The organism is Candidatus Symbiopectobacterium sp. NZEC151, assembly GCF_025962655.1.
GTDB lineage: Bacteria > Pseudomonadota > Gammaproteobacteria > Enterobacterales > Enterobacteriaceae > Symbiopectobacterium.
The window spans coordinates 384,333-397,566 of record NZ_JAGFPE010000003.1; the positions used below are offsets into that span (position 1 = coordinate 384,333).

A 13,234-nucleotide genomic window follows, 5' to 3' on the forward strand; every position below is an offset into this window, starting at 1 on the left:
GTCGTCCTCGGCACAAGCCGGGGACCTCGTACAGAAGGAATGCATATCGTCTGTAGGAGATGCCCGCTTTTGCGGGCATGACCGAGACAGGTGAAAGAGTCCAGTTCAGTGACTTATTGGAGTTCCCCATGCTACGAAAAGCCTTTGTTATGTCGGTATTCCCGGAGTGTCACGACGAATACCAACGCCGCCACAACCCCATATGGCCTGAGCTGGCCGAGGTGCTGAAGGCGCACGGCGCGCACCACTACAGCATCTTTCTTGATGAAAAACGTCATCTGCTGTTTGGTTATGTTGAAATCGAGTCGCAAGCGCAGTGGGATGCGGTGGCACAGACTGACGTCTGCCAGCGTTGGTGGAAACACATGAGCGACGTGATGCCCGCCAACCCGGATAACAGCCCGGTGAGCGACGAACTGAAACCGGTATTTTACCTCGATTAAACAGAGCGTTTGGTTAACACCGCGACGCTACCATTACGCCGCGGCGTTATCACATCAGGCGTTATCGTCTACTGATAGTGCGAGACATCCGTGGCGCACACCCGCAGCCGATGACCATCCGGATCCTGCGCCACAAAGGTGTAACCGAACTCCAGACGCGTCGGTTCAGCCACGATGGTGACGCCCTGTGCGACCCACGCGCGGTAAAGCGCATCCACATCGCGGTCCGTCGCCTGACTCATGCACAGCTCGGTGCCACCCACCTGCGGCTGCGGCGGTGGGAATATGCCCTGACGCGACTGTAAGCCGAGTGAGAATTCCGGCTGTAGCGCAAACAGGGTGAAATCGGGGAAGGTTTCCAGCGGCGGCGCACCAAGCAAGGTTTGATAAAAACGGGCGCTGACATCAACATCCTGCACATACAGGATCAGACTGTTCGGGGCAAAAGTCATCACGTACTCCTTGTCACAATGATAGGGCCTGCGCAAGCGGCATCAGGCCAGGGAGTACGTTAGCGGTATCGGGTGTCAGTTTCTGTCAGTAGGCTTTGAGTCCGGCGGCGTTTCCGTATCAAACACACTTTTTCGCCAGGCTTGCAGCAATTGCTCACGACGTTTGGGAAAGCGATCGGGCAAACGCGTCAGCGTTGCGATACGATCGGTGCGAAAGTGGCGGAAATCCTGCCGCAGCTCGCACCAGGCCGCCAGCAGTTGCGTTTGATCGAAGTAGCCTAATGCTAATGGCCATAGCGTGCGCGTTGAGTGCCGGTTTTTAAGGTCACAATAGGCAATCTCTATCCGCTGCTCATGGCGAATCGCCAACCGCAGTTGGTACATCACGTCATCGTCACTTTTATACGCTTCGCTTGGGCCAACGCGTAGCCCCGAGTGCTCCATCACATAGTGCAACGGCTGTGGAAGCACCGCGCCGATCTTCCCCAGCGCCGATTGCGCGGCGGCCGCGAGATGGCCGTCGCCTCGCTCGTTCACCCAACGGGCTCCCAGCGCAAGGGCTTCCAACTCTTCAGGGGAGAACATCAGCGGCGGCAGCATAAACCCGGGACGCAGCAGATAGCCCACGCCCGCTTCGCCCTCAATGCTGGCTCCTTGCGCTTGCAGCGTGCGGATATCGCGATAGAGCGTGCGCAGGCTAACGCCAAGCTGCTCGGCTAACTGCTCTCCCCTCACCGGGAAGCGGTGCTGGCGTAATAGCTGTAATAACGCGAGTAAGCGTTGCGCGCGCGACATAACACACTCTCTGTATAGCAGTACCGTTTAGCGCCATGATGCGCTGCTTTATCTCATCATGACATTTCTGATGATGTAAGTGGGAAAATAAGTAGGCCTTATTTTTATTGTTTTTACTTGATGCTTATTATGGCAATAATGATCACACCTATTATTTTTTAATTTCACTGCGAGTTTTTATTTATTTGTCTGTTTTATCTACACCGCGCAACAGGCCACGCCACAACCGCTTGAAACACCCGCAACAATCGCTGAAAGGCAATAAAAATCAATCGAAAAAAACGCGTTTTTTGATGAACATGTAAAAAGAAACAAAAAAGTGTCGCAGCATTTTAATTCGGATAAAGAATTCCTCCAGGTTGCCGTTACCCTGAGTAACATTCCCCGCCTGGTATTTTATTATGATGAAAAAACTGTCTCAGCTTTCACTGCTAACCAAACTGCTTTCCGGTTTTTCAATATTGATCGTACTGATGTTGTTGCTCGGCAGCGCAGCGTTGTATCAGTTACACCTCAACAACCAGAATATCGAATCCTACCGTGATAGCCGCTTGCCCGGCGTGCGCTACACGCTGGAGATGCGGGGCACGCTGTCCGAGATTCGTTTGCAACAGATTCAATATATCGCCTCGACCACGGACAAAGAGCGTGAAGGACATCGCGTTGAATTACTGGAAGATACCGCTATCTTTCAACGGGCGCTGGACAGCTATACCAGGCTGCTTACCGCCAGCGGTCAGAAATCATTGTTAGACCCGATTATTGAAGGCTTCGGGCAATTCAGCGCCGTGAATCAGGACGTGATCGCTGCGGTGAGCAAAGGTCAGTTGGAGGAAGCGTCCCGTATCAGTGGTGCAGTATCGTCAAAATACCGCAGCCAACTGATGAAAGACCTGGCAAAACTGGTCGACATGGAGGTTGAGAAAGGCAATGCCGCAGCCCGTGAGGCCAGCGCAGGGTATCAGGACGCGAAATACACCCTGCTCGGCATGCTGTTACTGGCGGTGGTGATGTCGTGCGTATTGGCGTTGTTTATTTCACGCAGTATCTCCCGTCAGTTGGGCGGCGAGCCGCGCTATGCCATGGAGATCATGAATGAAATTTCTACCGGTAACCTGCTGACGGCCATCACCCTGCGTCCCGGGGACAACCACAGTCTGCTGGCAGCCATCAGCCATATGAATCAGCGACTGGCAGATACCGTGCGTAATATTATTGACGGCAGTGAATCCATCACCATGGCGTCAAATGAGATTGCCCAAGGCAACAGTGACCTGTCGCAGCGCACCGAAGAACAGGCCGCTTCACTGCTGCAAACCTCGTCCAACATGCAGCAATTGACTCAAACGGTACGACAAAATGCGGATAACGCCCGCGAAGCCAGCTCGCTGGCACAGAAAACCTCTGATACCGCGTCACAGGGCGGTGACATCGTTAACGATATGCTGGCGCGGATGCAGGAAATCTCTGACAGCTCGCAAAAGATCGTCAACATTATTGCCGTGATCGAGGGCATTGCCTTCCAAACCAATATCCTGGCACTGAACGCGGCGGTGGAAGCGGCGCGTGCCGGTAGCGAAGGCAAAGGGTTTGCCGTGGTTGCCGGTGAAGTGCGCACGCTGGCACAGAAAAGTGCCGATGCCGCCAAGGAAATTAAAGCGCTGATCGAAGGCACGGTAGAGAAGATCACCGAAGGCTCGCAGCAGGCTGACAAAGCGGGCAAGGCGATGACCGACGTGGTCGATTCGGTCAATCAGGTATCCAAAATCGTGGCGGATATTTCGATGGCATCTGATGAACAACACATCGGGATCAAAGAGATCAGCGTCGCCATCGATCAGATGGATCAGGTCACTCAGCAGAATGCGGCACTGGTAGAGGAATCCGCGACCGCAGCAGAATCACTGACCGAGCAAGGTGAGCAGTTACGTAACGCCGTGCGCTTCTTCCGTGTTGAACAAGCGTCTGCGCTGCGCTTGCGCTAATCGGCAGTATCCCCTTCCACCGCGCGTGGAAGGGGACGTTTGATTTATACGGCGTGCGCGTGGTTGAGACGACGGCTCGCACCGGGCAACCACAGCAGTAAAAAGCCCGAACGTCCGAGGCTAAACGCCAGATACGCCAGCCACAGACCATGGTTGCCGTACACCGGCACCAAAAAATACCACGCGGCAAACCATGCCATGAGTGCCAGCATCATGGAATTGCGCACTGGCGCGGTGTAGGTAATGCCGGTAAACACACCGTAAAAAATAATGCCTGCCGCGCCGCACAGCGGAAACACCATCAGCCAGAGGCTATAACGCTGACACAGCGCCACAATCTCCGCCTGATGGGTAAACCAGCCGATGACGCTGTCGCCCTGCCAGGCCCATAACAGCGCCAGCAACCCCGACATCCATAGCGTAGACAGCGCAGAATAGCGCAAGGTCTGGCGGAAGTGGTCGGCGTCGTTAGCACCGCGAGCACGCCCGCTGAACACGCTGGACGCATTGGCAAAACCGTCAAACAGATACGCCATCAAATAGTGAATCTGAAACAGCACCGCGTTGGCGGCCAGCATTTCTGTGCCAAAGGACGCGCCCGTTGCCACAAAGTGATTCGTCACCACCAGCAGGCATACCGTGCGCAGCATCAGATCGCCATTCACCATCATGATGGCTTTGAACTCGCGCCAGGAGAGCAAAGCGGCAGGCGACATGGCGGCCTTGTCCGGCGTCAGATAGCGATAAATCAGACGCAAGCCCAACAGCGTGCCGCTGATTTGCGCTATCAGCGTCGCGCTGGCAATGCCCGGCACGCCCCATTCCAACCCGCGCACAAACCACAGCGCCAGTGCCATATTCAGCACATTGATACCAATCTGGTTAAGCAGCACGGCGCGGGTTTTCAAACGCCCCATCAGCCAGCCCAGACAGACATAGTTCACCAGCGTAAAAGGGGCACCCCAGATTAGAATGAAAAAGAAATCATGGGCGTGCTGGCGCACGGCGGCATCCGGTTTGAGCAAGGCCATGCTGGCCGAGAAAATGGGTTGCTGCAACGCCACAAAAACCAGACCGATGACCACTGCCATCAGCAGCGGGCGAAACAGCGCACTGGTCAGCAAACGCGGATCGTCCAGCGCCTGCGCAGTAAAACCGGTGGTACTCACACGCAGAAAACCAAACAGCCAGTAGAGGGTGCTAAAAATCACCGCGCCTATCGCCACACCTCCAATAAAAGCCGGATCGGGCAGATGCCCCACCAGTGCGGTATCCACCGCACCGAGTAACGGCGTGGTCAGCGTAGAAATAACAAAGGGGAATACCAGTGCCAGATAGCTGACATAGCTTACGCGAGCCAGTGCGGGAGCGGGGGAGGACATGGAAAAAACGCACCTCAAGCAGCGTCAGAACGCCATTACCGACGTTAACAGGCGGCGAGCAGCGGGGTGCTGAACCTGCCCCAGTGCCGCCATATCATTCACCTGTTCAATGATTCGGCCCTGATGCAAAAACAACACGCGTTGACACAAATAGGTCACGGCGGTGAGATCGTGGCTGATAAACAGATAAGTTAAGCCCAGACGTTGCCGCAACTCAGCTAATAAATCAAGAATTTGTCTCTGAACCGCCACATCGAGCGCGCTAACCGCTTCATCCAACACCACCAGTTCAGGCTCACAGGCAATGGCGCGCGCGATACACACGCGCTGCATCTGACCGCCGCTAAGCTGGTGCGGATAGCGAGTGCCCAGCGCGTCGTCCAATCCCACCTGGTGTAATAACGCCCCAGCGCGTTCGCGCGCCGCCGTTCGACCTAACCGCCGCTGTAACCGCAAGGGCTCGGCCACAATGTCCGTAATGCACATCAATGGATTTACCGAGGAAGCATAATCCTGAAACACCGCACCAACCCGCCCACCGTTGCCGATACCGCGCCGCCACAGGCTCGATGTTGCATACAGCGACGTGCCCGCCAGTATTACCTCGCCTTCCTCCGGGCGCTCGAGGCCGAGCAACACGCGCCCGAGCGTACTTTTCCCGCTGCCACTGGCACCGACGATCCCCACGCATTCGCCGCGTGCAATGCTGAACGAGACGGATTGCAGCGCAGCCTGCCATTCGCCCGTCGCGCGCAGCTGATAGCGCTGACTCACATTGCGCGCCTCAAGCCAGACACTCATGCCCTCTCCTCCTGCGCGGCAACAGGCGGAGCCCACTGGGCGTAGCGGCGTAACATCGCCTGCCGCGCCTCCACCAGATAACGGGTATGCGCATGGTGGGGATGGCTCAGCACCGCATCGGTTTCGCCCTGCTCCACCACCCTCCCCTGATACATTACCATCACGCTGTCTGCCAGGCGCTGAATGGCACCCAGATCGTGAGACACAAACAGCAGCGTCATGGCGTTGCGCGAGCGCAGTTCAGCAAACAACTGTACGATCTCTGCCTGCGTCACGGCGTCCAACGCGCTGGTGGGTTCATCGGCAATCAGCAGGCGCGGAGCCAACCCGAGCGCAATGGCAATCGTCACCCGCTGCAACATGCCACCGCTCAACTGTGCGGGGTAATCATCAAAGCGCTTAGCCGCATTTTCCAGACGCACCTGTTGCAGCAGTGCGATGGCCTTCTCTTTGGCCTCACCGGGCCGCAACGCCAGATGCGCGCACAGGGTTTCCACCATCTGTTTGCCAATGGGTTGCAGCGGATCGAACGCTGTCATCGGATGTTGTGGAATCAGGCTGATGTCCCGTCCGCGATAGCGGCGCAGCGCGGCATCATGAAACCCCAGAGGTTGATCATCAGCAAAGCGCAGGGTGCCTCGACAAACAAAAGCGGTATTCAGCAGTCCGAGCAGAGCGCGGCACAGCAGACTTTTTCCACTGCCGCTCTCCCCGATCACCCCGAGGCAACGATGCGGTGCCAGCGAAAATGACACATCGTGCAGCAGCGCACGCGATGTCTGTGCCAGCGCGACCTCAAGATGTTCGACCTGTAACAACGGGGTATTCACAGCAGTGCGTCCTGATAAAACGTGTCTGGCACACACTAGCAGATAGCGCCCAACACGCGGCGGCGCAATATCAAAAAAACGGGGATTAATTGGGGAAAAACGCCCCGTCAGGGGCGTTGGATGCATTTAGCCTAATGCTTTCTCTACGCAGCGTTTAAACACGCGAACGCCCACTTCCAGTGAATTGAGATCGAAATGCATATCCGGGTGATGCAAGCCGGGTTTCAGATTGGTACCCAATCCCCAAAAGCCCGCTTTCACCTCGGGACGCAGACGCGGATAGAAGAAGAAATCCTCACCGCCAGCGGTGCTTTTCGGCTCCGTCAGCCCCTGCGGGCCAAGCACATCAACGATAGCGTCGCTGATAAGCGCGGTGGCTTCATCATGAATTTCCGCCGCCGGAATCTCTTTGGTCAGTACCACGTCGGCAGTTGCCCCTAGCGCAGCGGCGCTGTGCTCAATCGCCAGTTTGACTTTCTCTTTCAGCGTTTGCATCAGGTCGTTCTGCGCAGAACGCAAATCCCAGCACACCGTGGCGCGGTCCGGAATCGAGTTGGTCACACCGGCATCGCACAGGAAACGGGTTGCCTTGACGCTCCAGGTCAGGTGCGGCGGCAGTGGAATGGCTTTAACCGCCATCACCGCCTGTGCGGCGGCCTCCAATGCGTTTACCCCCAGATGCGGGCGCGCACCGTGCGCCGGTTTGCCGTGGAAGGTCACTTCAAAGGTGCTGCTGGCAGAGTAGTACATGGCAGGTACCGCTTCGCCCAGCACGCACTCTTCGACAGGGCGTAGGTGGAAACCGAGAATCATATCCACACCGTCCAGCGCGCCGCCTTCCACCATGGCAATGGCACCCGTGCCCAGCTCTTCTGCCGGCTGGAACAGAATGCGCAGGCGGCCTTTTTTGACGATACCTTCGCGAATAATCTCTTGCGCTGCCGTCAATACTACCGAGGAGTGCGCATCGTGCCCACAGGTGTGGCGTGCACAATGCTCACCGTCGATGATGTGCCCCAGCGCATCCATATCCGCGCGCAGTGCCAGCAGTGGACCGGGCACGCCGCTGTCTAATTCCGCCACAATACCGGTCGTGCCGTTAATACCGCGCGTGACGCGATACCCTGCCGCTTCCATTTTGCTGGCAAGGTACTCCGAGGTTTTAAACTCCTGAAAACCCAGCTCTGGAATGGTGTGCAGGTAGTTGTAATGCTCTAATACGATGGACATAGTTACGCTCTCTTTTCTCTTTGTGCGTCCCGCAGGAGATCAATCATGCCGGTCGGTAACCACCGTACCGGCATCGACAGCATCAGGCAAAAAACACGCGCATGATCAACATGGCGATCATGGCGTTGATAATGCTGGTCAGCATCAGCAGCGGCCAGTATTTCTTCGGCACATCCGCCACCCCGAGCAACCGGCCCATGTACTGCAACTGTGAGCCCATCAGGAAAATAGCCGGGGCTAGAATCGTCACCATATGACCATCCAGCGTGCCTTTGGACAGCAGGCTTACGGCAACGCCAGTGCCCGCCGAGGCGGAAAGCCAGGAGGTCAGCAGCACGGTGATCGCTTCGCCGGGCAGGCCGAACAGGCCCATGATCGGTGCGAACACCTTGCCCAGCAGCGCCATGATGCCGAGCAAATTCAGAATTTCCGCGATCACATAGGCCATCAGCACGTTGGGCAACAGGTTGTTGATAGCGATATTGAAGCCTTTACGCGCCCCCACCACGAAAATATCAAACGGGTTATTGGACACCTTGGCGGGGCTGTTATTGCTCATTCTGAAAATCCTTGCGATAAACCGTGTTAAGCACCACGCGTACCAGCGCAGCACCGACAAATTTCATGATGAACATCAGCACCAGCGGAATCACAATCGGTGCGGTCATCGAGAGGAACAGCGCGGAACCAATCGTGAAGTAGTTATTGATAAGCCCGGCACCGGAATACTGCCATGCGCTCATGATCACCAAATCTTTCTGCGTGATATCACCGCGATCGCTCAACTCTTTGGTCAGCGCCGCACCGGCGTCAGTACTTTGCAGATCGGTGATCATCGCCAGCCCCGTCAGGCCGGGAATGCCGAGCAGCGGACGCAGCAGCGGCGTCAACAGACGGTGCGCCGCGCGGATGGCACCGTAGTGGGTGAAGATTTCCAGCACGCCCAACGCCAGCATCACCGTAGGCACCAGCGACAGGGCGAAGATAAAGCCCGCTTTGGCGCTGATGCCACCCGCGCCGATAAAGGTTCCACCCTCTTTGATGGCACCAAAGCTACCGCCCAACGTGGTGAAATCGAAGGCACCCAGCCAATTCAGCCCATCGACCTTGAAAAACAGCCCTGAGAAAAACAGAATCGCCCCAACCAGCGCGATATAGGGCCCCAATTTTCTAAACAGGCCCGCACGCTGCGCCGTTGGCTGCGCGATCTCTTCTGACATACAAATCCCCTTTTGAATCCCCTGCGTTGGTGAAAAAGCCACGCTCAACGCCGCTTTCCCGCGCTGATGCCGTGACAAATGAAGAAAAAAACTGCGACCAGCGTGCAGCACACGCCAGAAATATTGCTGAGATTGATAACGGAATAAGACGCGGGGCCGTTATAGAACAAAGCCCGTTTTAGGCCTTGTATACCCGAATAATTCACGTTGCAGGAAGATGGCAAGTGAGGGTTAACCCGGTAAGTGATTCGGGTAAGTGAACACAGCCAACGCACCTGCAAGGTAAAATATGACGGATATAAACGTTATACATGCATCTCGATGGATGATGCTCAGTCAATTGCAGCAACCTATCCTTTTTTATTTCCCCTAAGCTTGTCAAGGCTTATTCTCATGAAAGTCTTGCCGAAAAAGCAAATCAGCTTTCCCGCCACGCCAATGGCAGCCTAAAACATAAAGCGTTAGGGTAAAAAGACCAAATTTGCATACCGCATGCAGAAATTGGATGGGCTTTTAGCATTGAATATATTGAACAAATTAACTTTTCCTCTGCACGTTTTTGGCAGAAAAAAATAACATGTCAATCCGATAACCGGGGGCGAAAAATTCCGCGTCTTGCGGGTACAGCATTATTCTCATCATTATGTTGGTGATTTGTAATATTGTAATCAGAGCGGAATCTGATAATCAGTAAAAACGATTAAATAAACCCTATCCAAACAGAGATTAATTCTACTTCCTGCGCATTTCTTTAGAATAAAATAAAATACTCACGGGGCTTGTGATACACTTCGTTAGTATATCGCGGTATGGCACGCTGAATAAACCATCAGCACCGCTTGTTTTCGAACCACAATATTCATCAGGATAGACTATGTTGACGCTGCTGCATTTGCTCTCTTCCGTTGCACTGCTGGTATGGGGAACCCATATCGTCCGCACGGGTATTATGCGAGTTTATGGTGCAAACCTGCGCCGTATATTGAGTGCCAGCATCAAGAAAACCAGCATGGCATTTTTGGCCGGTCTCGGCGTAACAGCGCTGGTACAAAGCAGTAACGCCACCGCGCTGCTGGCCATCTCTTTTGTGTCGCAGCAACTGATCGCGCTTTCCCCTGCATTGGTGATTATGCTGGGGGCAGATGTCGGTACCGCGCTTATGGCGCGTATCCTGACGTTTGACTTAGGCTGGCTTTCTCCTCTGCTGTTGCTCTGCGGGATTGTGGCATTTCTCTCCAACCGCAAGGCCCGTGTCGGCCAACTGGGGCGAGTGGGCATCGGCCTTGGATTGATCCTGTTGGCGCTGGAATTGATCGTCGCTGCTGCTGCCCCCATCACCCATTCCAGCGCCATTCTGGTGATTTTTACCTCCATTTCTGATGACACGCTGCTGGCACTGCTGCTGGGGGCGGTGTTCGCCATGGTCAGCTATTCCAGCCTTGCCGCTGTGCTGCTGACGGCGACGCTGGCAGCAACCGCGCTGCTTCCGCTGAAAATGGCGCTGTGCATTGTGATTGGTGCCAACCTCGGCAGCGGTGTGCTGGCAATACTCGGAGGACGCGGACAAAGTGCCAGCGCCCGACAATTGGTGCTCGGCAGTATGTTGTTCAAGATCATCGGCTGCGTGTTGATTCTGCCCTGGCTGGCACCGCTTGCACTGTGGATCAGCAGCACGGACGTTGCCTCCGACGAAGCCGTTATCTATTTTCATGTCGTCTATAACCTGCTGCGCTGCCTGCTGATGCTGCCGCTGGTGACCAGCATGGCGCGTCTGTGTCGCCGTTTGGTGCCCCATGAGGATATGAATAACGCCACCGCCGCACCGCGTTATCTCGACAACAGCGCGCTGGACACGCCTTCGCTTGCCCTCGCTAATGCGGTACGCGAAACGCTGCGACTGGGCGATGTCGTCGCGCAAATGCTGGAGCGCTTTAGGCTGGTGCTGTTGGGTGACAGAGAGCAAAAACGCGAGATCAGCCGCCTTGATGAAGAGGCGGATATGCTACACAGCGCTATCAAGCTCTATCTGGCGCAAATTCGTCAGGACGACCTGGGAGAGGAAGATTCGCGCCGTTGGGCGGAAGTGATCGATACGGCGTTAAACCTGAAACAGGCGGGCGGTATTCTCGAGCATATTTCGTCGTCGTTCACTAACAAGGCGCTGGATGCCCGGCTTTCCTTATCCTCCGAGGGCATGGAGGAACTGCTGGCGCTGCATCAACGCCTCACCAGTTCCCTCTCGCTGGCGATGTCAGTGTTTCTCACCGGAGACATGACCAACGCCAAACGCCTGCGCCGTGCCAAACACCGTTTGATTCTGCTGGGTCGTCGCTACTCACACGCTCACGTGGAACGCCTGCATCAGCAAAACCCACAGAGCCTGGAAACCAGCTCGCTGCATATGGGACTGCTGGGGGATATCCGGCGTCTGAATTCGCTGTTCTGTGCCGTGGCGTATCATGTGCTGGAGCCAGACCCGGAAGATTCAGCAGAATAATCGTTGTCACAACGACAGGAGGGCAGCAAAACGCTGCCCTCCTGCACATTCATCCTGCGATAAATGTTATACCACTAACCGACTCAACACGACTGAGGGCGTGAGATTGCCAGTTCTTTATCCATGACACAGGGCGACGCGCCACCGCCGCTGCCGTTCCAGGTCGGACCCATCGGCACCACGGGGATCGGCACGCTGACCGGGCCGTGTTTAACCGCTTCCTGCACAACGGTTTGTACCGCACCACTCACAGCACCGCCGGCAGCGCCAGCGATACCGCCGACGGCGCCAAATCCGGCGCCCCACGCCATATTTTCTCCCAGCGTGTTGAGCAATTCTTTATTACTGCTCGCTTGGTCATTCCCTGCACCCGAGACATTTATCAACATACTTTCGTCAATTTCTCTCATACGACCTCCTGTTTAATATAACCAAAAAGAAAATTATCATATTTAAAACAATTGACACCAATGAAGAAACCAGACTTGTTTCCAGTGAAAAATAAGTATCTGTATCGTGTAGAATATCCCTTGATAAGGGATAAAAAAACCCAATAAAACAGGACGTAAATACATTATATGAAATATAGAATAAATTTTTTTTAGTTTTACTATTACGTAAGAAAATAATGTAAGACGTCACTGATAAACATACTGGAGAAAAAATATCTGATAACATTTCTCGCTCCAAGCCTGACTATTAGGCATCAATAGACACATAAGAGAATGAGGAAATGCAATGTATCTTCGTTACGAGTTTCGTTCATTCTAGCGTTATTCCCCCTCTGCAACCAGCACTTCACTGAAAGTGGTTTAATTTTTGTTTAATTTTTTCTTTATTTATTAAATTAATCACTGACTTGATAAAAAAATTAAATTCTACCCTGTTCATTTGACACTAAAGGATGCAGAACTCGGCTTGCGTCACCTGGGGCGATGTAACCTTTAAAATAAAGGAAACAGCGCCCCCACTACTGCACCGCCAGGGCCGGTCACTGCGCCCACCCCCGCCCCCCACGCCATGCTTGAACCAAGTGTGTTGAGTAGTTGCTGGTTCTTATCTGCTTGATCCCCACCTGCACCTGATACATTTATCAACATATTTTCGTCAATTTCTCTCATACGACCTCCTGTTTAATATAACTAAAAGGAAAATTATCATATTTAAAACAATTGCTACCAATGAAGAAACCAGACTCGTTGCCAATGAAAAATGAATGTCTTTATCGTTTAGAAAATCTGTGAACAAGGGATAAAAAAAACCATTAAAGCAGGACATAAATACAATAAATGAAATATGAACAAAATGCTTTTTGGTTTTTCGCTTGCGCAAAAAAATAATATAGGACATGACTGAAAACCACACTGGAGAAAAAATACCTGATAACATTTTTCGCTCCAAATCTGATGAGTAGGCATCGATAGGTGCACAAGAGAATGAGGAAATGCAATGTATCTTTAGTTACGTTTTTGTTCGTTTTAACTTCATTTATCCCATCCTGACAGAACTTCTCTGAAAGAGGTTTAATTTTTCTTTATTTATTTATTAAATCAACCACTAATTTGATAAAAAAATGAATTTCCCCCCATAACATTGACA

At 53.7% G+C, this 13,234-nt stretch carries 13 protein-coding genes; 3 read left to right on the plus strand and 10 right to left on the minus strand.

What is annotated here, in order from left to right; all coding sequences use genetic code 11:
• Positions 1–128: 128 nt before the first annotated feature.
• Positions 129–443 carry an L-rhamnose mutarotase gene (gene rhaM / locus J5067_RS12495; protein WP_264628922.1) on the plus strand — a complete coding sequence of 105 codons (315 nt, stop codon included), beginning with the start codon at positions 129–131 and terminating at the stop codon, positions 441–443.
• 68 nt (positions 444–511) lie between these two features.
• Here the strand turns inward: rhaM and J5067_RS12500 are convergent, their stop codons facing one another.
• Positions 512–895, minus strand: coding sequence for a VOC family protein (locus J5067_RS12500; protein WP_264651233.1), 384 nt, complete (start codon positions 893–895; stop codon positions 512–514).
• 75 nt (positions 896–970) lie between these two features.
• On the minus strand, positions 971–1,690 hold the full coding sequence (locus tag J5067_RS12505) for a YafY family protein (protein WP_264651234.1): 720 nt from the start codon (positions 1,688–1,690) through the stop codon (positions 971–973).
• A gap of 404 nt (positions 1,691–2,094) precedes the next feature.
• Here J5067_RS12505 and J5067_RS12510 point away from each other — a divergent pair, with 404 nt between their 5' ends.
• Entirely contained in the window at positions 2,095–3,675 is a 1,581-nt protein-coding gene (locus tag J5067_RS12510; RefSeq protein WP_264651317.1) for a methyl-accepting chemotaxis protein, read from the plus strand.
• A 44-nt stretch (positions 3,676–3,719) separates the two neighbouring features.
• Here the strand turns inward: J5067_RS12510 and J5067_RS12515 are convergent, their stop codons facing one another.
• The 6 genes from J5067_RS12515 to J5067_RS12540 all read right to left on the minus strand — a co-directional run bounded on the left by J5067_RS12515 (position 3,720) and on the right by J5067_RS12540 (position 9,138).
• Positions 3,720–5,057 carry an MATE family efflux transporter gene (locus tag J5067_RS12515; RefSeq protein ID WP_264643943.1) on the minus strand — a complete coding sequence of 446 codons (1,338 nt, stop codon included), beginning with the start codon at positions 5,055–5,057 and terminating at the stop codon, positions 3,720–3,722.
• A gap of 24 nt (positions 5,058–5,081) precedes the next feature.
• Entirely contained in the window at positions 5,082–5,858 is a 777-nt protein-coding gene (locus J5067_RS12520) for an ABC transporter ATP-binding protein (RefSeq protein WP_264651235.1), read from the minus strand.
• Positions 5,855–6,688, minus strand: coding sequence for an ABC transporter ATP-binding protein (locus tag J5067_RS12525; protein WP_264643941.1), 834 nt, complete (start codon positions 6,686–6,688; stop codon positions 5,855–5,857). The genes J5067_RS12520 and J5067_RS12525 overlap by 4 nt, the downstream gene beginning before the upstream one ends.
• 126 nt (positions 6,689–6,814) lie before the next feature.
• Entirely contained in the window at positions 6,815–7,918 is a 1,104-nt protein-coding gene (locus J5067_RS12530; RefSeq protein ID WP_264643940.1) for a M20 peptidase aminoacylase family protein, read from the minus strand.
• Positions 7,919–8,000: 82 nt separating this feature from the next.
• A complete protein-coding gene (locus J5067_RS12535; protein ID WP_264625432.1) occupies positions 8,001–8,477 on the minus strand; it encodes a YjiG family protein in 477 nt (158 codons plus the stop codon).
• Positions 8,467–9,138, minus strand: a complete 672-nt coding sequence (locus J5067_RS12540; RefSeq protein WP_264643939.1) for a nucleoside recognition domain-containing protein — start codon at positions 9,136–9,138, stop codon at positions 8,467–8,469. Before J5067_RS12540 ends, J5067_RS12535 begins: the two co-directional genes overlap by 11 nt.
• A gap of 874 nt (positions 9,139–10,012) precedes the next feature.
• Here J5067_RS12540 and J5067_RS12545 point away from each other — a divergent pair.
• Complete coding sequence (locus J5067_RS12545) at positions 10,013–11,635, plus strand: Na/Pi cotransporter family protein (protein WP_264643938.1); 1,623 nt, start codon at positions 10,013–10,015, stop codon at positions 11,633–11,635.
• A gap of 83 nt (positions 11,636–11,718) precedes the next feature.
• Here J5067_RS12545 and J5067_RS12550 read toward each other — a convergent pair whose 3' ends face one another.
• Both J5067_RS12550 and J5067_RS12555 read right to left on the minus strand, forming a co-directional pair.
• Positions 11,719–12,045, minus strand: coding sequence for a microcin (locus J5067_RS12550; protein ID WP_264643937.1), 327 nt, complete (start codon positions 12,043–12,045; stop codon positions 11,719–11,721).
• A 534-nt stretch (positions 12,046–12,579) separates the two neighbouring features.
• Positions 12,580–12,756: a hypothetical protein gene (locus J5067_RS12555; RefSeq protein WP_264643936.1), complete on the minus strand. Its 177-nt coding sequence runs from the start codon at positions 12,754–12,756 to the stop codon at positions 12,580–12,582.
• Positions 12,757–13,234 lie beyond the last annotated feature (478 nt).